Source organism: Sphingobacterium sp. R2 (assembly GCF_040760075.1).
Taxonomy (GTDB): domain Bacteria; phylum Bacteroidota; class Bacteroidia; order Sphingobacteriales; family Sphingobacteriaceae; genus Sphingobacterium.
Map to the genome: position 1 here is coordinate 3,346,867 of NZ_CP142884.1, position 19,863 is coordinate 3,366,729.

Sequence of the window (19,863 nt, forward strand, 5' to 3'; positions counted from 1 at the left end):
GTTAATTAATTTATAAATTTATACAATTTTTAATAGCAAAACCATTCAATCCAGCTTGGAAATATGGCATTCGCCCTCTTACTCTTTTGTTATTTCCTCCATGTTTGTTATGTAGCTCAAGAACCCAACCATCTGGCAAATCTTCACACTTGAAGTTAACCTCAAGTTTGCAGTGGCTGTCTGTCGAATTTTTTAATTGCAATATTTCTTCTTTATTAAGCGACTGTTGATAAACTTCCTTATTATTGCACATGAATCTTAATTCAGCAACATCATATTCCGTAAGTTTATTTTCTTCAAAAATATTAATAGGTATATATATGAAATTGTTAACATATGAATAGAAGCTATTTTCCCATTCTTCTTCTGAATTAAATATTTTAGGATTTACAGGAGGAAGGTTCATTAATGTATATTCTTGAACTTTATTTTCGTTTAGTAATATCCCCGAATATCGTTCGTAATCCCTTAAATTCCTTATATTTCCAAGCCCATAAATTCCCCAATCATAAAGGGTCTTTTTCGTTGATTGCTCAAAAAGTCTTTTTAATCTCCGCATTGCTTGGTTTTCTAATATTCCCGTATTGTAATGATCGTCCCAGTGCTTCGGAGTTTCTTTTCGGGTATAATAATGCCAAGTAATATTAATATGGGGGTGATATAAATCGTAACCATGAGTATAGGCGCGAATAGCAAGATTGATTTCCTCGCCAGAAAAATATAGATGAGGATCATCCAAAATTTCTTGACAAAAAGACCCAATAGAAAAGCAGAATCCTCCCGCTAGAAATCTTGCAGGAATAGGACCAGTGAGATTTTTCCAATTAGGAATTTCAGAGGGCCAACCAATCGGGTATATACCATGTTTATCGAATTCACGAAAAATAATTTGATTTGGAGCAGTTTCCTCATATCTAAAGTCCAAAGGTTCAAAATGAGGAGGATAAGCGGTTAAAATTGGTTTTTGAACTCCTTTATCCTTTAGAGATTCTAGCATATTAATCAAAATACTGTCCCATGCCCAAACGAATCTCATGTGCGAATCTATTTGCAACATATATGTTTCATCTTTGTATTGGCGCTGGATTAAATTTCTTGCCCAACAAAGTCCTTTTGATTCTTTATATGGGATTTCAATTATATTGAATTGAGGATTTAACTTGAATTCATTGAGCTCAACATTATATGTATCTTCTGGGTTATATTGATGACAGATCGTGACATGTAAATTTTCAGGATTCATTGCCTTTTCTAGCATATCCTTGAGTGTTGAAACTAATAGAGGATCTCTATAAGCTGCTATTTGGACAAAAATTGACATTTCTAAATTTGGATTTAAAGTAAATTTTAGACTATTGGTAATATTCAATAATACATTCATTAAAATGTGATTTTTGATTTAAATAGCTGATCAATAAACGATCTTCAATGTTATATTTAAAACTTGGACAACCTAAAGATACGCCCTCTTCTCTTTCTAAAAGACATCCTCCTCCGCAGACCGGCAAAAGATTACAGTTATAACAAATTGGCATATTTTCACCAAGGTCATAAAGCCATTTCCTGAATTTTGTTTCAGGCGAATGATCCTTAAAATCTTCATTAATATTCCCAATCAGATTGTCGGAAATTATATCTGGTGTTGATAAAGGAAGGACATTACAAGAAAATAAGTTACCATCTTTATCAACGGAGACCGAGTCATGATCTGCTGCTGCGCAGGGTAAAATAACACGAGTAGGGAGTATACTTTGAATAAAACCGTTTTCTATAGCGTAAAATAGACACTCAATTTCATTTTCAGCTAAAATATCTTTAGAAACATGGTCGTTTTCTAAAAAATCAAACTTAAAGGTAATTCGATTCTGAGCTTCAGCACGCGAAAACCTGTCTATAATTTCTATAACATGTCCAATATCAAAGCTTTTTATATTGACTTCAAATATAATTCCGTCCTGAGGCAGGAAAGGAAAGTTCTCTGTTATTGATAATATATTCGTAATAGTAGATTCAGTAGCTTCAGAATTTGAACACTCTAATGATATATGAAACTTCTTGATAGAACATAAATTGAAGAGCCTTTTAAAGACTTCTTCCGTAAGAAAAATACCTTGACAAATTAATGATGATGAATAAAATAGGTCTTTCTCATCAGCAATTTTCAGATTTGAAATTGATATTGAAAGTATTGTTTCAATATATTTGATTAGATCATCCACTTTCCATGTCAGCAAGAACGTTTTGAGATCTTTTTTAATCAGGCGGTGCTCGATAAAATTACTGATAGATGAAACAAATTCATTTCCTGATTTTGAAATATCGTAATATTTCGAACAAGAATTACATCCAGACTGACAACTTTCGACCAGATTCAAAAATAATGAGATGTTGTCATTAATTAACTTTTCGCATCCAAGCAATTCGACAATTTCATCTTTGTCTTTTGAGATTAATATGTTGCTATTTTGTAATTCTATAATTAGCCTTTTATCCAACATGTGTAAATCTCCATTCGTAATTTTTCGAAAAACATCGTCGGTTACTACAATTGTTTGGTTAGAAAGACATGAATAAATAATTGTTTGGCTCGTTGACTTAGCGTCCTTTTCGTCTGCAATAGAAGTTGTAATGATGTATTTGGATAGTTTCATCTTTTTATTAGTTTTTTAATCATTGACTCAATTATATCTTCCTTACTCGTTGTAATCTTGAGGCTTACATTCATTCCATTAGCTGGCTCTATGACTTGGTTATTGTTTAATCGTAGTTGTCTAGTTTTATCAAGTTTAGTTTTCCAGGAAATGTATGTGTATTGTTCTTGATTCCAAGAGGAATCAATAGTTCCCGTGATCGTTCCCATGTCCGAAGATTTATCACCCAAAAAAGTTATTTGGGTTTCCAGACCTGAGGGATACTGATTCTGCGGAGCCATATTTAATTTGATAACTAAAACTCCTTGATCTAGGATCATTTGTTCCGATATTATTGTCGCGAGCAAACGATCGTAATTTTTTATTTGTATTTTATTAATTAAGAATATTGAAAATGATATGGATATTATTATGAGCAAATTACCCCAGTTAATGAAAAAATGGGATGGTTTATTCATTACTTCCTGTACTTCAGGACTTCTCAGTTCATATTTTGATTTTATTTCTGCCATATCAGATTTAATCTCCTAATTCCAACTGGTTCTTTACCAATTCATAATATTTGCCTCTATTTGAGATCAGTGTCGAATGATTGCCAATTTCCTCTATCTTGCCATTATCCAATACAATTATTTGATCTGCTTTTTTTACGGTACTGAGTCTATGAGCAATAATTACGACAGTTTTATTTCTGAAAAAATCATTGAGATAATCTATAATGGTTTTTTCATTATTTGCATCCAAGCTGCTTGTAGCTTCATCAAAAAAAATATATTCTGGATTTTTATAAACTGAACGGGCAATTAGAATTCTTTGGCGTTGACCTCCGCTGATCCCCATTCCAGATAAGCCAATTTTTGTGGTATATCCATTTGGAGTACTTTCTACAAAATCTTTTAGGTTAGCTACTCTTATTGCCATCTCCATTTTCTGTTCATCTATATTCTCTCCATCCATAGCGATATTTTTCGCAATTGTATCATAGAAAATGTAACCGTCTTGCATCACGCTGCCGCAGTAACTTCTCCACAATTTTGGAGAAATTTTACTTAAATCGGATTCACCCACCGATACTTTCCCCTGGGTTGGCTGATAGAAGTTTAGCAATATTTTCATAAGTGTAGTTTTTCCACTTCCACTAGTTCCTACAATGGCTGTCACTTTACCTTTTGGAATACATAGGTTAATATTTTTTAAGACATAAGGAGAATTTGGTCCTTCGTACTGAAATGAAAGATTTTCGATGAATAAATCTCCAAATGTTAATTGTGGAAATAAGATTTTTTCTTTACCAATTGTCTCTTCATCTTGTTTATTGTGAATCTCCTGCAGCCTAATCATGCTCAATTTCGCATCCTGGGCAGATCTGATTAAATTGACTAATTGTTCAATAGGACCAGTTGTCTGCCCAATAACATAGGATATACTTAATAATTGGCCGATTGTTAAATTGCCTTTGATTGCCTCAGTTGCAGCAATAAAGGTGATAAGAATATTCTTTACATGAGTCACGAATACTAAACCAGTTCGCTGGTATTGTTCTAATGCTAGGCTTTTAATATTTAATTTGTAATCTTTAACTTGCAATTGCTCCCATTCCCACCTCTTTGGAGTTTCGCTGCCAAAAAGTTTTATTTCTTGCATACCCGTGATCAATTCATACAATTTATCCTGATTTTCTCTGCTTCGAGAAAACCTTTTGTAATCCATCTCTTTTCTTTTTTTCTGAAAAAGCAAGATCCACAGTATTCCGAAAATACTAAAGGCTACAAATAAAGCCAGAATCTTTAGATCGTAAATCGCTAAGACAATTGTAAAGACGATAATATTTATAAACGAAAAAAGGGACGTGAGTATAGAGCCAGTAAGAAAATTTTCAATCCTATGATGATCATTGATACGCTGAGCAATGTCTCCAACGGCTTTTGAATCAAAATATCTTATCGGTAGTTTTAATAATTTGGATAAAAAGTCTGAAATTATACTTAAGCTTATCCGAGAATTTATATGTAACAGTAACCAGGAGCGCACTAGTTCAATACTCATGTTTCCAAATATCAAAAAGAGCTGTGCCAAGAGAATGACATATACCACTGATAATTTTTTTTCTGAGACCCCCTGATCAAGTAGTATTTGTGTTGCAAATGGTAGTGTTAGAGAAATTACACTTGCAGCTAACATTCCCAGGCCCAATTGGACTATATGTTTTTTAAATGGTTTTAGATACCGGAACAAGAATGCGAAGCCTCGTTGCTTTTCAGTAATTTCTTTTCGAGTGTAAAAATCAGGAGTAGGTTCAAGAAGAAGAGCTATCCCTCTTTCATTATAGGTGGAGATCCAGGCTTTATAAAAGGTTTCTTCATCAAGCTTAACTATTCCGTGTGCAGGATCAGCAATCATAAATTCTTTTGATGTTGACTCCTTATCAAATATCCTTTTTATAAAATTTCCTTTGCTTTTTATCGCTAACAGAACAACAAAGTGATCTTGGTTCCAATGTAGAATACATGGTAATGGAGAATCATTGAGAAGTTTTTGTATGTTCAGTTTTACCATTAGAGATCTGAAACCAAGAATCTCGGAAGCCTCACTTATGCTTAAAAGGCTAACCCCATTTTTTCCTAGGTGGCACAATTCACGGAGATACTCAAGAGAGTATTTTTTTCCGTAATATTCTGCTACCATTTTTAGGCAAGTAGGAGCGCAGTCCATTATATCATGTTGGATAGAAAACTTGAACATAAATACTTAAGTCGCTGATGTTATTGCAGAATCATGAATTAAAATGTTGGAAGGAGTAAATTTTAATTCATTGTTTTGATAGTTCTGTATTACGATTTTTAAATCTAATGGAATTAGCTCAGAAACATTTTGAAAATTCATTAAAGCAGCTAATATTAAATGTTGTATTGATGTAGGAACCTGCTTATTGAAAATATCAGATTTGATAGATTTTTCTAACCCCTTCTCTACTTTATTATCCAAAATCAATAATAATATATCCAATGAATTTTTTAAATCAGAATTAATTTTGTCATTGAAAGAGATATTCAGATTATCAAATACAGAAGATAGATAAGGGTTCTGTAAAGAATTTCCGATATTAGTATTTCCTACTGCTTTGAACAGAATTCCGTTTAAAAATGATTTTAGAATTGATTCATATTGCCCTTCGAATGATAATATTTTTGAAAAAGGAAACTGGAAAGTTTCTGCCTCATTGCTCAGCAAATATTTTATTACTGCTCTTGAATAGATAGCTGATTGTGAATGATTCCCGGCGTTAAAGTAGACTTTGGAAATATTTAAATACTGTTCGATTTTCATGTACATCCCATCGTCAAAGCCATGATCTATAAGAAAATCTATACTATCTAGTAATTCTATCATGTATTTTTGAGCATTATCATAATCTTTATCAAGGTAATAGTAATAATAAGCTAATACAGGATTCAAAATGGCTTTTATTGTGTGATACTCTAACGGATTATTTGAATCTAGTTCACAATATTGTTTCAATATTTTGTCAACAAAATAGGAGGCTACATTTGGTTCTTTTTCTCTACAGACCCTGAACAGTTTCTCGCTAAGGATGTAATTGTATGTAAGTTTCTCTCTATTATTTAATGTTAATTGAACGTAATTTAAAAGTGCATAAAATATATGGCCACTGTCGTAGCTTTTATAATTAGAGACTGAATCCTTAGATTTTTCTAGCTCTCTTTCTACAGTTGGAGTGTAACTCTCGAACAACTGTAGATATTCAATAATTTGAGATTCGTTCATATTTATTAGCCTAGTGTTTGTAATGCTGATTTATCCATTAAATACTGTAAAACAAGTTTGTCCTCTATATTTGCTTTCATCGTAGGACAAGTTATCTCACCATTATACCAGTCTTTTGGACAGTTGCCATTGCAAACTGGAAACAGATTGCATTTTGAACACTTTGGTGAAACACTACAAGAGGCAAGATCATCATACCATCCTCTTACTTGAGTGTTTTTATTAAAAGTTGATTCATCTTGTAGAAGGTTTCCGATAATATGTTTTTCCTCGTTGTATTTAGGTGTGTAAGGGAATTCATAGCAAGGAGTGATGTTTCCTGTAGCATCATAGACTTCGCTGGCTTCATTGACAACCATGCAAACATCATATCTCCTTTCTGGCAAAATGTACTTCATGGGAAATCCTTTTTCCAAGAGATACATTAGCCATTCTATCTCAAGTTCAGCAAATTCTATGGTGGTTAATCCCTGTTCATCTCCTACTGTCTTGTCTCCCCAATTAGTGATCGGAAAAAAGCCCATTTCCACTTTATCCTGTAATCCTAAGGAAGCCATGTAATCAACCATATCTTGCGCTTGGCGATAATTGGTTTCATCTATGTTCATCCTTATGAAAATCGGATGTTTTACAATTTGTTGGTAATGATCCAATGAGCAGATATCAAGAATGTTTTTCATGATAATATCGAAGGTTGATTCTCCTTTTTTGGTTATCCTACGTTTATCATGATGTTCTTTTGTTGTATCTAAGGTTATCTGAAATCGTTTAACTCTGTGGTTTAGGTAAAGTTCAGTAAAAATATCTTTTTTTAAACTAAGACCATTTGTAATGATTGATGCACTATAGCCACATTTTCGTTCAGAAGCAATTTTCTGCATTTTATTACTGAGATTAATAATAGCAGAATAGCCCATTAAAGGTTCGCCACCATACCAGGTTGTATGAACCAATTCTGTATCAGGTTTTCTATCTAACTGGAAAATTAATCTTTCAATTATTTTAATTTGCATTTCCTGGGTCATAGTCAATTTTGAATGGACTTGCCCACAATAAAAGCAACCTAATTGACAATTAGCAGTAGGTTGAATGGTCATTGATACACATTTTGTATCTTTAACACCTAATTTGTTGAGTTTTAATATCTCCTGAAATTCATCCTCAGTTCCATTGACAATGATTTCATATTCCATTAATCTAGCTAATGCAGTGTTATCAAGGCTTAATAAATCCCCTTTTACCAAGTTATGATATAGGCTATCCTCGATCAATGTAGATACTCCACTTCGCGTAGAAAAGAGTATACGTTGCTGTATTTCGCTGTTAGGATCCAGCACATCGGTGGTCACTATGTATTTTGATAATTTGAAATTCATAATTAAGAGGTTATTTCTAATGTTTATATTTAAAAATTTAGTAACAAAAGCCTATTTCAAACTGACAGTAAGCTAGTTTTTTGATTACAGCATGTGAATTTTCATCCACATGCCGTAAAATGGTTTTGTAGTAATTATTATGAATAATTACTACCATTGTTACAAGTACAATCAGGTTCTTTGGTCGTGTAATTTGAACCATTGTTACATGTACAGGCTGCTAAATTCCCGCCACGAGTGGCAGAGGCCTCATCAAGGTTCATTACTTCAAAACCTTCTGAAAGATTGCCTTCTTTTTGGCTCTCGCTGAATTTTCGCAATGCCAATTGCAAACGTTTAGATTTCATTTGACTTAATTTAAGTTTACAATATCTGCTAAAGTTTTACATTATTAAGCACTCGTTGAATGGCACAATTGACTCTTATGCTAAGTTTCTATTATAGATAGCCAGTAAATAAAAAATCTTTTAATATGGATTTGTTATGCTCGATATGATTTAATTTCATATCATATTCTAAAACTTTCTATCCAATGAATGGCGGCTTCTAATGTCATAAAAAGCTTCTAGTTGTAATTTCCTTCCTTCGTCTGTAGCATGATCATTATCTTTGTGGAGTCTATAACAATAAATGACATTTTGAATAAATGCGGTATTTTCAAACCCCGCAATTTCTAAAAGTGGTAACATTAATGCCTGATCATAGGTCGACATATAAAATCTATTATCTCCATATCTATTGTCACTATATCTAAAGTTCTCAACATTTGGATCTTGGTCTAAAAAGGCCTTAAATAGTTTATATTTAAAAGTTTTGAGATGAGAAGCTTTCCATGTTATTTCCCTCAATGTCTTGAATTCGTCTTCTGTGTATGGAGAGCCCGGATCATAAAATCCATAATTAGTAATATACGTGCCATAAGTAAGAAGAGTATTTTCGTTGTATTTACTATTAACAATTTGAAAGGCAAATTCTCCAAAAATGTAATCGTCACCGTCCAAAATGATTATTATGTCTTCGTCTCTCAACGATTCCATTACCAATGCATTATAGATATTTCTTAAGGCTCCAACTCGAGAACTGTTTTCTCTCTTATAAAAATTTGGTAAATCGTCTTCTATTAATTCTAAAGTACCATCATCTGATGCATCATCTAATAGAAAAACCTCGTAATTATTATACTCTTGCCCCAAAATTGAGCTGACGCAGTCAATAATATAATTCCCTACATTCCTGAACGGAACAAGAACAATTATTCTGTCCAAAATTTGTTTATTATTTGAGAGGAGCATAGGCTATTATTTATAATCTTTATTATTACTATCTACTTTTATATATTTCTTTTCTAAATCAGGATACATGATTTAATTCTTGCCCTAATTTTATCTTTAGACTTATAACTCTTTTTGAAGATAATGAATAGAAATTATGGTGAAAAAATATTTCGACCAACAGCTTTTTGACCTATATATCTTTTGGATTTTACTCGATGAAGTAATTTTTTGGCTTCTATAAATTGTAAGAGATTCTGAAAATAAAACAGCTAATAAACTGGAAATAAAGTTTAGAAAAGTCTAATCAAAACTAATGCTCTTCTTCTGTAAAACACTTAAAATCGGAACATTCCATATAATTATAAATTCTTTTTTATCTAAATTTTGTCAATATGAATATTAAACTTAGTGATGAAAACTTCAAAACTTATACGTGTCGTGAACCTAAAAAGTTTGCAGAAAAATCTAATAATACAAGAAGGGAAAACAAAATAGAAAAAACGGTAGACGATACAGACACTATATTTAATGAAGGAAATGAAAATAATAAGAAGAAACAAATTAGTCCTTTAGAGTATGATATAGGAGTGCATGACAAATTGTCAATCTTTCAAATAAATCGGGGGGAGGCAAAAGTGTTAAAGATGAAATAACAGTTACAAATGGAAGAAAAGTTAAACTTACAAAAGCTACAGTGAAAAGATATAGAGTAATTGTCAGATATGTAGAGGTTTCGGAGGATGAACGCAAAATAAAAAGAGCTATAATTGAAGATATTTTGAAAAACTCATAAGATTAATATTGGGCTATTGGATCTATCTCAATTATTGCATTTTAATGGCCAATAAGTTCAAAGTATGTTATTAATTCTTCTTTATTTTTATTATATTTAATAATTTGTAAATCAAAACATTATGAGTAATAAGAAACGAGTTGGCATTTGGATAAGAGTATCTACAGATATGCAGGTCAAGGATGATTCTCCAGAACATCACATACAAAGAGCGAAGTATTATATCCAATCAAGAGATTGGGAAGTTGTAGAGATATATAGACTAGATGCCGTATCTGGAAAAGCTGTTATGAATCATCCCGAAGCTCAACGTATGCTTAAAGACTTAAGAGAGGGACGAATTTCAGGACTGGTTTTTTCTAAACTTGCTCGTCTCGCACGCAGCACTAAAGAACTATTGGAATTTGCTGAAATTTTTAGAAAAGCAGGAGCAGATTTAGTTTCTTTGGCAGAACAGATAGATACCAGTACCCCAGCAGGAAGATTGTTTTTTACTATCGTTGCTGCAATGGCTGAATGGGAACGTGAAGAAATATCTAGCCGTGTTGCGGCGTCTGTACCGATTAGAGCTCGTATGGGAAAACCACTAGGCGGCCAGGCAAGTTATGGTTATAAATGGCAAGACAAACCTCTAGTTATAGATGAAAAAGAAGCTCCTGTACGAAAATTGATGTATGAAATTTTCCTTGATTGCCAGCGTAAAAAAACTACAGCGAGGCGTTTGAATCAATTAGGATATAGAACGCGTAATGGTTCTTTTTTTTCTGATACAACTGTAGAGCGGTTAATTAGGGATACTTCTGCAAAAGGACTAAGAATAGCAAATCACACTAAGAGTTTAGGCGATGGAAAACAATGGATTTCAAAATCCAAAGAGGATTGGATAATCATTCCTTGTCCAGCAATTATTGATGAAGGACTTTGGGAAAAATGTAATTATATACTTGATAAACAGGCGGTTAATTGGAAAAGAAAAGGACGGAAATCTGAATATTTGCTTGCGGGTTTTGTAAAATGTGAATGTGGTACTTCAATGTACGTTTATAGTACAGCTAAAAAGTTCACTTGCAAAAAATGTAAAAATAATTTTCCAGTAGAGAATATGGATTCTTTTTACCTACAGGTGCTTAAAGGATATCTAAATGATTTAACTCCACAAATTTACATCGAAGAATTACAAAAGCAATTATCTGAGAAGCAGACTTTATTGGCTATATCTTTAAAGAAACGTACACAACTAAGAAAAAGGATGGATGACCTTATTCCATTAAAACTAAACGGTGACTTAGATAGTGATCACTTTGCTACTATTTATAAGCCTTTAGTTGCACAAGTTAAACAGCTTGATTCGTCAATTCCTAACTTAGAACAAGAAATAGTGAATAAGATTATTGAGATCAAATCAAGCGATACGGCTGTAAGGAAGCAAAGGTATTATATGAAAAATGGGTGAATATGGAGTTTTCTAAAAAACGTGCTGTAGTTGAGGCTATTACTGATAATATTACTATAGGAAAGGAGATAGTTAATGTCGCAGTTTCCAACCTTTCTTCATCCTCGACACTAACAAAGCAACATGATTTCAGCATATGGTTTTGTTCTTGAATGGTAATGTAGCTTTATTTTTGTTGTCTTTTCATTTTGGTATAATTTAAAAGATTGCAATAGAAACTCATTTCTATTGAGCAGCGGTTTCGGTCTTTGAGTGAATAGGGGATGTCGACTTAATTGTAATAGGGAAGCATGTGAAAATTTAGCTGATTTTTCACCACCCCATTTTTCCACTTTATAGTGTCGACTACCATATTCTCCCATTATAGATATTGTTTTTAAATTGAATTCATTTTGAAAACCATTATCATGTGGTAATCCGAATAGATGTCCCATTTCATGTGCTATACCTCCGAGGTACCAACTATTGAACTCTCCTACAGAACATGTTCTGTTTGTAGCGAACATCTCTGTGTAAGTCATTTTAGTGGTTGCGTTAGCGAGTAGCAACGGGTCTAGGAGATCACAGTCTGCAACCATGCACACGCCGGAGGTAGCTGATCCCCTGCCATAGTAAGGCGAATGGAAGATGTAGGTGCCATTTTCATCTTTCTCGCTTAAAGCTGTAATAACAAGTATATGTTCTTTACTTGGTGTGATAGTAGGCGCCAATTTTTCGAAAATCTCATTTTCTATTTCATTACCTGAATGTATGGTATAGTCATTTGAGGGTTTCGATCCCTGTACCACATGGTACTTGTAGCCCAAATTGTCTTTTTCAAATGGAATACCATCATTATCATAACCAGCATTTTCAAGCTCAGTTTTATAGAAGGCTGAGATATCTTTTAGCGTTCGGTCGAGACGGTTTTTCCAACTAGAAGACAACCTTGAATCGGCACCAAAAAAATAAACTATCTTAACAGTATGGTGATTTTTATTGTTAACTTTTAAACTTGCACCATAAGCGACTCCGGTAAATGTAAAGAGTGTGATGACAAATATCATCCAGCAGACATCTCGCTGAAGTTTTTTTCTGAATTCTGTAATAGTGATTTCCATTTAACAAACTTTACGTAGTCTGATTTCCTTAGGTTTAATAAGATTTTTAAATGTCAATTCTTTAAATTGAATCATTGTAAATGCATCGCAATTGATCCTATTTTAGGCTAAAACTTGATTTGTATTATTCTAATACTAAGTTAAATAAATTTATTATAGTTATCTAAAATAAAATGCATAACCTTACCTTGTAATTATATGAAATCTTTACGCTTTTAATTGCGTCTTTGATGGAGATTTGCTCAATTAAAGGCATCCGCCTGGAATGATTAGTCTTGGATGTAGCGTTTTTGTAGTTTATTTATTGTCAAGTTGCATGTCCGATCAAAAAAGTAAGACACGAATGTTTTTCAACCCATTAATGAAACATTGTAAATCGCTAGATTCCGAAACTAAACCATCTAGATCGCTGTTTAATCCTGAAAGCTGATCAGTTTTTAATGTTGGAATTAATGCCGAAAGGTTATTATAGAATTTCGAGAAAACATATGGTCTTCGTGCTCGAAAAATATTAAGAATGCAAATGCTAAATATGACTATAGCAAAAAGGAGCATATCGTCAAAAAGAATGAGATAAGATTGTTTAAAAAGTTATTAAAAATGAACAATAATAAAAAGTCGATCTATAGTGCTCTTGTTGCAAATCTTCTAATAGCACTCACCAAATTTCTAGCAGGATCTTTTACAAACAGTTCTTCCATGATCTCGGAAGGTATTCATTCAACAGTCGATACTATGAATCAGATACTGATATTATATGGACTGAAACGTAGTAAAAAGGCACCGGATCAGTCCCATCCTTTTGGCTATGGCAAGGAGCTTTACTTTTGGTCTTTTGTCGTTTCTATTCTGATATTCGGTTTGGGGGGAGCGTTGTCTATCTATCAGGGTATTATTCATATACGAAATCCGGAACCGATGAAGGATCCTTTTTGGAATTACGTCGTTTTAATCCTTTCACTTATTTTTGAGGGCACTTCCTTTATCATTGCCATGAAAGAATTTAATAAGACCCGGAATGGTATGGGCTGGTGGAAAGCTATGATCAAAAGTAAAGACCCTTCAAGTTTTCTTGTACTCTTTGAGGATGGAGCAGCGGTGGCGGGGCTCATTACCGTCATGATTCTGATGGCATTAAGTCATGCACTGCAGATTCCTGAATTGGACGGATTGGCATCTATAATTGTCGGTTTACTATTGGTTTTTGTTTCCTTTATCCTTGCTAGGGAAAGTAGGAGCTTACTCATGGGCGAAGGCATTGCTTCTAAAACAAGAAATGAAATTGCCAGTCTGGTGGAACAAGACGTTTGTGTGATAAAAACCAAAAATATTTTGTCTACTTACCAGTCTCCCGAGGACGTTATATTAATGCTTATTATCGATTTTAAGGATCACCTAGATACTGAAGATATTACTGAGGCGATCAACCGGATTCGTACAACCATAAAAAACGAATTTAAATTTATACATTATGTAATTATCCAGCCCGAATAGATGGGATTGTATGTGCCCTTTATATCTCAACTATAATGCATACTGGTTTTACTTTGCTTAGGTATATTGGCGCAGGAGAATCATCAGATAGAGCTTTACACGCCTGATTGCCTCCAGGCATAAAGCGCGCAATTTTACGGTTTCTCCATTAACGGCTAGAATTCTCTTTTCGATTTTATGAGAGTCATTTCACCTGCTTTTTGAGCTAACGACCAAATCCGCTGAAATTAGCTCTCACGCTTACAGTTAGGGAGGCGATATTGCCTAAATCGAATAGTAACTCATCTGCTACGAATTCTAAGTGATCGGATACAGATATTTAATCATCATTTCAGTCATTGATTGTGTCTTTATTTTTATAGTCATATTCAAGATTATGCCACGAAAGCATAACATGGTTTAACAAATAAAGGCAAAAACAATGAAAAAATTAATGGTAAGTAAGCTGGCTTTGGCCATGCTAAAATTTGCTAGGTCTGCTAGGACATTTGGAATAGCAGTCGAAGGAAATTCAAATTTGAAAACATCTCGTTATCATATCGCCAAAAATATGGTTAATGTTACATAATAAACCACTGAAGCAGATACGGTATCCTTACGTTAAAATTCTTAAAGGTAACCTTTACAGTATTTGTGATTTTCATTTGTTTGACACAGAATTCACAAATGATTTTTCTTCAACTAGGGGTTGTGTCATCTTCTTTTTAGTAATGCACGACTTGTTAAAGATCAAATAACATTTCATTCAATTTTTTAAGAAAAATAAAAGCGGTGCTTAGGCACGTTACTTAAAACACAAATTATCATGCATAAATATTATATATTCTTTTTCGTTCTATTCCTTTCCAGGTTATCGTTTGCGCAGCGGATTCACGCCGTTTACGAATACATACCATCAGCAATGGCTACTTTTAAGGAAAATGTTTATTATGATGGAATGGTGAAGATCGCTGTTCGGGATTCAACCCCGCAGCAGATGCAATTACTTGATAATGATGTGGACGATGAAGTAACGCCTTCATTTTCTATCACCATTGGTTCTGGTAAGAGGTTTAGTAGAGTTGTAATGCATCAAAATAATGCTAACCAACAGTTGGAAACCCGTTCCATCCAAGGGGTCAATTATTTGGTGACTGACAAATTTCCGGTATTAGTATGGAACACAGCGTATGACGATGTTGATACTTTGGGTAACTATGTATGCCACAAGGCAACAGCATCTTATCGGGGAACAACTCTTGTAGCTTATTATACCAATACTATTCCCGTACCTGTAGGCCCGTCGAAGTTTGGTGGTCTACCGGGACTCATTGTTATGCTATATAATGAAAGCGCTAATCCAAACTACTGGTATCTAAAGGAAGTCAACTACCCTTATAATGGAAGTATTCCAATTGATTATAAATATATACATTCCTTAAGCAAATTGACTCTTGAAGAGTTTGTGAAGAAAGAAGACCAATTTAACGAAGAGCATATGCGTATGCTGTATAGTAAAATGCCAATGATGGAGGGTGTTAGTGTAGAGAAGCAAAAAGTTAGAGGCAGTGTAGAACAAAAGTATGAATGGGAAAATCAATAAGCAGATAGCGACCTTATTCATTATTCTACTATTGGCAATGGCAGCCCATGCTCAGGTCGCTATCCATGGAAGGGTAAGGGCTGCCGGAAAAGCTCTGGGAGGAGTCCGTATTGAACTACTGGGTGACGGCGACAACAAAATGTTGGCATATACGTTCAGCGACGGACAGGGAAAGTATCGTTTGCAATCTTTGCGGAGTGGACCATTTTCTTTACTATTCACTGCACTTAGCTTTAAGCCTGTCTCGGTTCCTATCATGGCGGTGCAAGCAGATACGTTGGTCGATGTCCAACTATCAGCTGGAGGTGTAGAGCGATTGCAAGAAGTAATAGTTCATTCCAAACGTCCTTACCGTCTAGGCAAGGACACCATCGAGCTTGCGGTCAAATCTTTTTTGCAGGGCGACGAACGTACCGTAGAAGATCTCCTTAAGAAGATTCCGGGTATTCAGGTCGGGACCGACGGCAGCATCAAAATAGGAGATAAGGAAGTGCAAAAAGTAATGGTTGAGGGAGACGATTTTTTTGGGAAAGGCTACCGCTTGCTAACGCAGAGTATGTCTGTTAGGCCCCTAAAGAAAATTCAGATATTACAGCGCTATTCTCATAACAAGCAACTTAATGGTATTGAAAATTCGGACAAGATTGCGCTAAATTTGGAATTGGAAGAGGATAGTAAGGCACAGTGGATGGGGTCTTTAGATGCTCAGATGGTCCCAATTGGTCCCAAATATTATCAGGCTAATGCGAATTTGATGAACTTCGGAAAAAAGAATAAGCATTATCTATTGGGAGCCGCCAATAACAATGGATTTGATGCCGTCAGCAGTATTAATTACCTGTTGCAATCCGGATCGTCTGATGAACCGGGCCAGATCGGTATTGGAATAACAACACCTACCTTGATAGATAATACTCCAAATCTTCCTGGATTTGATTACAAGCGGACCAATTTCAATAATGATAAGTTGCTGTCGTTAAATACAATCTTAAATCCAAGTGCGCAGTTAAAGATTAAATGGCTCGGGTTTGCAAATCCTACCAAAAAGACATTTTACCGTAATACTGTGCAAAACTATCATCTACAGGATAATCAATTTACCAATACAGAAGATCACCATTTTAAGCGAAAAATCGATAATTATTTCACGAAACTGGAGCTCCAATTTGAGCCTAACAAGGATGCGATATTGACCTATACAGGTACGCTCGGATCCCTTAGGAAAAATGATCTCGCTACATTAATATTCAATGGTATTCAAAGTGAGGAAGGAACCAAAAACACGGGTTATGTTACCAACCAAAATATAAGTTATAGCCACAAATTTTCTAGCCGTGACGTGCTAGTTAGCTCATTACGCTGGATTAAGCAGCGGTCGCCAATAGATTATAATATTAATCAATTTTATTACCAAGACCTGTTTGGAGTCGAAGACATTCATGCGGTGCAACAGCATATTGCGAATAATTTAATGTTCATAGGTGCTACTACTCATTATGTAGGCCGTAAAAGAAATGGCGATTCTTTTCAACTAGCTTTCAATATGGATTACCAAAAGCAGCAGCTCAACACCGAATTGAAATTGCTGTCTAATCCAACAGGTTTAGGTGATTCAGTATCCTCTCCCTCGGGATTTTCTAATGCAATGGATTTTAACGTTTTTCAGACTAACATTATTACGAAATATACTTTCAAACGAGCTGGATGGGAATTAACGCCACATTTGCAGGCAGGTTTGGTACAAAGCATATTGATAGATTTTGGAACATCAAAAAGTAAAAATAACGTATTGCTTTCTCCTGGATTGTCGGCTAAATGGGGGCTTCATGCGAAAGGGCAATTAGAAGCAGACTTTTATTTTCTGCAACAGAATGCTACAAGCACTCAATTGGTTCCCAATTACTATACAACAGGTGTACGCAATTTTATCCGGGGAATGGATAATCTCGCTCCTCTAAGTAGTTCAGGCGCCGCTCTAACCTATACTTATGGTAGTCTGACAGATCGTTTTTTTGCCAACATGTCTGCCGGACATCAAATTTTGTTTGACTATGTGGGTATATCAAGCAGTTTAAATCCGAATTTCACCCTTATTCAACAAGTGTTGCTTAAAAACAAAAAGAGTCGCTATTTTAAGGTCGATCTTAATTATTATTTGAAAGCTGTACATGGAAATTTTCGATTAGATTTAGGAACGAATGCCACAGATTATGCGAACTTGGTAGAAGGAGTGGGCAGTCGTCGAATCCGTACAGCGAATTATGATTATGGATTATCGTTTAGAAGCGCGTGGAATTCTAAATTGAATATCTATATGGGATATACCGTTCAGCGCATTACCTATAGAACAGAAAGTAAACTTATACTAAATAATAGCCGCGGGTTCTTGAATGTATTTTTCAGCTTGTCGAAAAATATCCAGTGCAATTTAAAAAATGAATCTTATCGCTTTGGAAGTTTAATGGGGCAGACATCCAAGAACTATTATTTTTCGGATTTCACTTTATCGTATAAAATGAAAAAGCACAGAGCGAGATTTAACATTATAGCAAAAAACATTTTTAATACGAAGTTTTTTAGAAATGTTGAGTTGACTGATCTGTATAATTCTAACACTGAATACAGACTATTGCCAGGATACATCAGTTTTGGCTTAGACCTTAGCTTCTAAAATTTGCATTTAATATATTAAATGGCATATTTGTTTGCTATTAAGAGCTGCATGAAAGCGTAGAGCATCCTGCGATATTATCATAGATGGGCGGACGCTTAGCTGAAAATTCTGGAAATATTTCTTGATATGGTTTTTCTAAAGCTTGTGTTAGTTTTAATAACATTGCTGTGTTTCCGTTACTGATTTCTTCAATACATTGGTAAAGCAAATAGTTTCTTAGTACGAATTTCGGATTTGTTTTTCTCATTAATTCTAGTGACTCTTCTTTTGAAATTGAATTTAAACGCAAACGGCATCGGTAATGGTCAATAAAATCTTTTAGTTTTTTGAGCTTTTCTTCATTTAAAGGTGTGTATGTAATCGGACTGAAATGATCTTTAACATCAGTATCCGTTGTTATTTTTTCCAATTGATTGAAGAATAAGGTATGATCCATTTTAAGGTCCTGCATCAAGCTTTGCCAGTTTGTGAAAAACACTTCGTCTTCTTTTCTGAGTTCATTAAATCCAAATTTTTTGCAAAGCATTTTATTATTGGCCTCCAAAAAATATACACCAAAATTTCTTAACGAATTTTCAAGGAATTTTTCATCATTGATGACCGGGTGGAGCGCATTTGCTAATTTCCATAGATTCCACTGTCCTATCTGTGCTTGTCTACCGAACGCATATCGTCTTCCAGGCAGATCGGTGGTGTTTGGTGTAAAATTTAAATTATATTCCTCCATGATTGCATAAGGGCCATAATCGATCGTCAATCCCAAAATAGACATATTATCTGTATTCATTACGCCATGTACAAAGCCGACTCTCAACCACTCTACTATTAGGTCTGCTGTTGATCGACAGACAGTTTCAAAAAAGTCTTTATATTTACCAGTGGTAGAGGGAGCTATGGTGGGAAAGTAATTATCAATAGTAAAATCAAGCAGATCTTGTAATAATTTATATTCTCCTTGAGCAAATAGGAATTCAAAATGGCCAAAGCGAAGGAACGTGTCTGCAGTTCTTACTACTACCGCCCCTTTTTCGTATTGCGGATTGCCGTTATACATAATATCCCGTATTACATCTTCACCTGTGAGGGAGAGGCTCAATGCCCTGGTAGTCGGAACGCCCAAGTGATGCATAGCTTCACTCATTAGGTATTCCCGCACAGAGGATCTTAATACAGCCCTTCCATCGGCACGTCTTGAGTAGGGCGTCTCACCAGCACCTTTCCATTGTATTTCCGTTTTTTTACCCTCAAGATTAATGATTTCTCCCGCGAAAATTGCTCTGCCGTCACCGAGCTGACCAGCCCAATTCCCAAATTGATGCCCTGCGTAAGCTGTGGCATACGTCTGAATATTTTTAGGTAGTTGAGAGCCCACCAGAAAGTTAAGGTCGTTTTCTTCAAATCCTCCAAGGCCTATTTCCTTCGAAAGAGCATCATTAAAAGCAATTAGTTTGGGTTGTTCAAATCCTGCTGTTTCAATCGTGGAAAATAAGACTTTTGGCGTAGCTCTCGGTATCGGGCTATTGGAAAAATCGCCAGGAAATCTTTTAAGGAAAGGTTGTTTGATCTGCTCTATATTCATACATCAAAGATATTAATTATTAACGAGAAGTCCTTTCAGTGCTAAAAAGCCCTTATATTTTAAATAGCAATAGAAAGTGAATTAGTGGTTAATGCTATTGT

General features: G+C 34.6%; 16 protein-coding genes. 6 read left to right on the plus strand and 10 right to left on the minus strand.

What is annotated here, in order from left to right; all coding sequences use genetic code 11:
- Window positions 1-10: 10 nt before the first annotated feature.
- The 8 genes from VXM68_RS13815 to VXM68_RS13850 form a co-directional block, all read right to left on the minus strand.
- Window positions 11-1,381, minus strand: a complete 1,371-nt coding sequence (locus VXM68_RS13815; protein ID WP_312379087.1) for a GlcNAc-transferase family protein — start codon at window positions 1,379-1,381, stop codon at window positions 11-13.
- Window positions 1,353-2,651 carry an SPASM domain-containing protein gene (locus VXM68_RS13820; RefSeq protein ID WP_367209025.1) on the minus strand — a complete coding sequence of 433 codons (1,299 nt, stop codon included), beginning with the start codon at window positions 2,649-2,651 and terminating at the stop codon, window positions 1,353-1,355. Before VXM68_RS13820 ends, VXM68_RS13815 begins: the two co-directional genes overlap by 29 nt.
- A complete protein-coding gene (locus VXM68_RS13825) occupies window positions 2,648-3,163 on the minus strand; it encodes a hypothetical protein (RefSeq protein WP_367209026.1) in 516 nt (171 codons plus the stop codon). The genes VXM68_RS13820 and VXM68_RS13825 overlap by 4 nt, the downstream gene beginning before the upstream one ends.
- 7 nt (window positions 3,164-3,170) lie before the next feature.
- Window positions 3,171-5,393, minus strand: a complete 2,223-nt coding sequence (locus VXM68_RS13830) for a peptidase domain-containing ABC transporter (RefSeq protein WP_367209027.1) — start codon at window positions 5,391-5,393, stop codon at window positions 3,171-3,173.
- Window positions 5,394-5,399: 6 nt separating this feature from the next.
- Window positions 5,400-6,437, minus strand: coding sequence for a hypothetical protein (locus tag VXM68_RS13835; RefSeq protein WP_367209028.1), 1,038 nt, complete (start codon window positions 6,435-6,437; stop codon window positions 5,400-5,402).
- Between the two features lie 5 nt (window positions 6,438-6,442).
- Window positions 6,443-7,813, minus strand: coding sequence for a radical SAM protein (locus VXM68_RS13840; protein WP_367209029.1), 1,371 nt, complete (start codon window positions 7,811-7,813; stop codon window positions 6,443-6,445).
- Window positions 7,814-7,950: 137 nt separating this feature from the next.
- Window positions 7,951-8,160: a hypothetical protein gene (locus tag VXM68_RS13845; RefSeq protein ID WP_312379100.1), complete on the minus strand. Its 210-nt coding sequence runs from the start codon at window positions 8,158-8,160 to the stop codon at window positions 7,951-7,953.
- 168 nt (window positions 8,161-8,328) lie between these two features.
- Window positions 8,329-9,078: a glycosyltransferase family A protein gene (locus VXM68_RS13850; RefSeq protein ID WP_312379101.1), complete on the minus strand. Its 750-nt coding sequence runs from the start codon at window positions 9,076-9,078 to the stop codon at window positions 8,329-8,331.
- Between the two features lie 401 nt (window positions 9,079-9,479).
- Between VXM68_RS13850 and VXM68_RS13855 the strand changes: the two genes are divergently transcribed.
- Together VXM68_RS13855 and VXM68_RS13860 are read left to right on the plus strand one after the other, a co-directional pair.
- Window positions 9,480-9,740 carry a hypothetical protein gene (locus VXM68_RS13855; protein ID WP_367209030.1) on the plus strand — a complete coding sequence of 87 codons (261 nt, stop codon included), beginning with the start codon at window positions 9,480-9,482 and terminating at the stop codon, window positions 9,738-9,740.
- 261 nt (window positions 9,741-10,001) lie between these two features.
- The gene (locus VXM68_RS13860; RefSeq protein WP_367209031.1) at window positions 10,002-11,333 is read left to right on the plus strand and encodes a recombinase family protein; all 1,332 of its coding nucleotides are present in this window, start codon (window positions 10,002-10,004) and stop codon (window positions 11,331-11,333) included.
- Between the two features lie 110 nt (window positions 11,334-11,443).
- Here VXM68_RS13860 and VXM68_RS13865 read toward each other — a convergent pair whose 3' ends face one another.
- A complete protein-coding gene (locus tag VXM68_RS13865) occupies window positions 11,444-12,433 on the minus strand; it encodes a hypothetical protein (RefSeq protein ID WP_367209032.1) in 990 nt (329 codons plus the stop codon).
- 600 nt (window positions 12,434-13,033) lie between these two features.
- Between VXM68_RS13865 and VXM68_RS13870 the strand changes: the two genes are divergently transcribed.
- The 4 genes from VXM68_RS13870 to VXM68_RS13885 all read left to right on the plus strand — a co-directional run bounded on the left by VXM68_RS13870 (window position 13,034) and on the right by VXM68_RS13885 (window position 18,180).
- Entirely contained in the window at window positions 13,034-13,927 is an 894-nt protein-coding gene (locus VXM68_RS13870; protein ID WP_294349285.1) for a cation diffusion facilitator family transporter, read from the plus strand.
- A 421-nt stretch (window positions 13,928-14,348) separates the two neighbouring features.
- Window positions 14,349-14,495 carry a hypothetical protein gene (locus VXM68_RS13875; RefSeq protein WP_367209033.1) on the plus strand — a complete coding sequence of 49 codons (147 nt, stop codon included), beginning with the start codon at window positions 14,349-14,351 and terminating at the stop codon, window positions 14,493-14,495.
- A gap of 237 nt (window positions 14,496-14,732) precedes the next feature.
- Window positions 14,733-15,509, plus strand: coding sequence for a GLPGLI family protein (locus VXM68_RS13880; protein ID WP_293957829.1), 777 nt, complete (start codon window positions 14,733-14,735; stop codon window positions 15,507-15,509).
- Window positions 15,490-18,180, plus strand: coding sequence for a TonB-dependent receptor (locus VXM68_RS13885; RefSeq protein ID WP_367209035.1), 2,691 nt, complete (start codon window positions 15,490-15,492; stop codon window positions 18,178-18,180). The genes VXM68_RS13880 and VXM68_RS13885 overlap by 20 nt, the downstream gene beginning before the upstream one ends.
- Before the next feature lie 40 nt (window positions 18,181-18,220).
- Here the strand turns inward: VXM68_RS13885 and VXM68_RS13890 are convergent, their stop codons facing one another.
- Window positions 18,221-19,762, minus strand: coding sequence for a protein adenylyltransferase SelO family protein (locus VXM68_RS13890; protein WP_294349290.1), 1,542 nt, complete (start codon window positions 19,760-19,762; stop codon window positions 18,221-18,223).
- Window positions 19,763-19,863 lie beyond the last annotated feature (101 nt).

Bases quoted from the DNA above. Each gene is read 5' to 3' on its own strand.
- VXM68_RS13855 (WP_367209030.1), top strand. From the start codon at position 9,480: ATGAATATTAAACTTAGTGATGAAAACTTCAAAACTTATACGTGTCGT.
- VXM68_RS13835 (WP_367209028.1), bottom strand. From the start codon at position 6,437: ATGAACGAATCTCAAATTATTGAATATCTACAGTTGTTCGAGAGTTAC.
- VXM68_RS13845 (WP_312379100.1), bottom strand. From the start codon at position 8,160: ATGAAATCTAAACGTTTGCAATTGGCATTGCGAAAATTCAGCGAGAGC.
- VXM68_RS13870 (WP_294349285.1), top strand. From the start codon at position 13,034: ATGAACAATAATAAAAAGTCGATCTATAGTGCTCTTGTTGCAAATCTT.
- VXM68_RS13840 (WP_367209029.1), bottom strand. From the start codon at position 7,813: ATGAATTTCAAATTATCAAAATACATAGTGACCACCGATGTGCTGGAT.
- VXM68_RS13860 (WP_367209031.1), top strand. From the start codon at position 10,002: ATGAGTAATAAGAAACGAGTTGGCATTTGGATAAGAGTATCTACAGAT.
- VXM68_RS13815 (WP_312379087.1), bottom strand. From the start codon at position 1,381: ATGAATGTATTATTGAATATTACCAATAGTCTAAAATTTACTTTAAAT.
- VXM68_RS13880 (WP_293957829.1), top strand. From the start codon at position 14,733: ATGCATAAATATTATATATTCTTTTTCGTTCTATTCCTTTCCAGGTTA.
- VXM68_RS13830 (WP_367209027.1), bottom strand. From the start codon at position 5,393: ATGTTCAAGTTTTCTATCCAACATGATATAATGGACTGCGCTCCTACT.
- VXM68_RS13865 (WP_367209032.1), bottom strand. From the start codon at position 12,433: ATGGAAATCACTATTACAGAATTCAGAAAAAAACTTCAGCGAGATGTC.
- VXM68_RS13875 (WP_367209033.1), top strand. From the start codon at position 14,349: ATGAAAAAATTAATGGTAAGTAAGCTGGCTTTGGCCATGCTAAAATTT.
- VXM68_RS13820 (WP_367209025.1), bottom strand. From the start codon at position 2,651: ATGAAACTATCCAAATACATCATTACAACTTCTATTGCAGACGAAAAG.
- VXM68_RS13885 (WP_367209035.1), top strand. From the start codon at position 15,490: ATGAATGGGAAAATCAATAAGCAGATAGCGACCTTATTCATTATTCTA.
- VXM68_RS13825 (WP_367209026.1), bottom strand. From the start codon at position 3,163: ATGGCAGAAATAAAATCAAAATATGAACTGAGAAGTCCTGAAGTACAG.
- VXM68_RS13890 (WP_294349290.1), bottom strand. From the start codon at position 19,762: ATGAATATAGAGCAGATCAAACAACCTTTCCTTAAAAGATTTCCTGGC.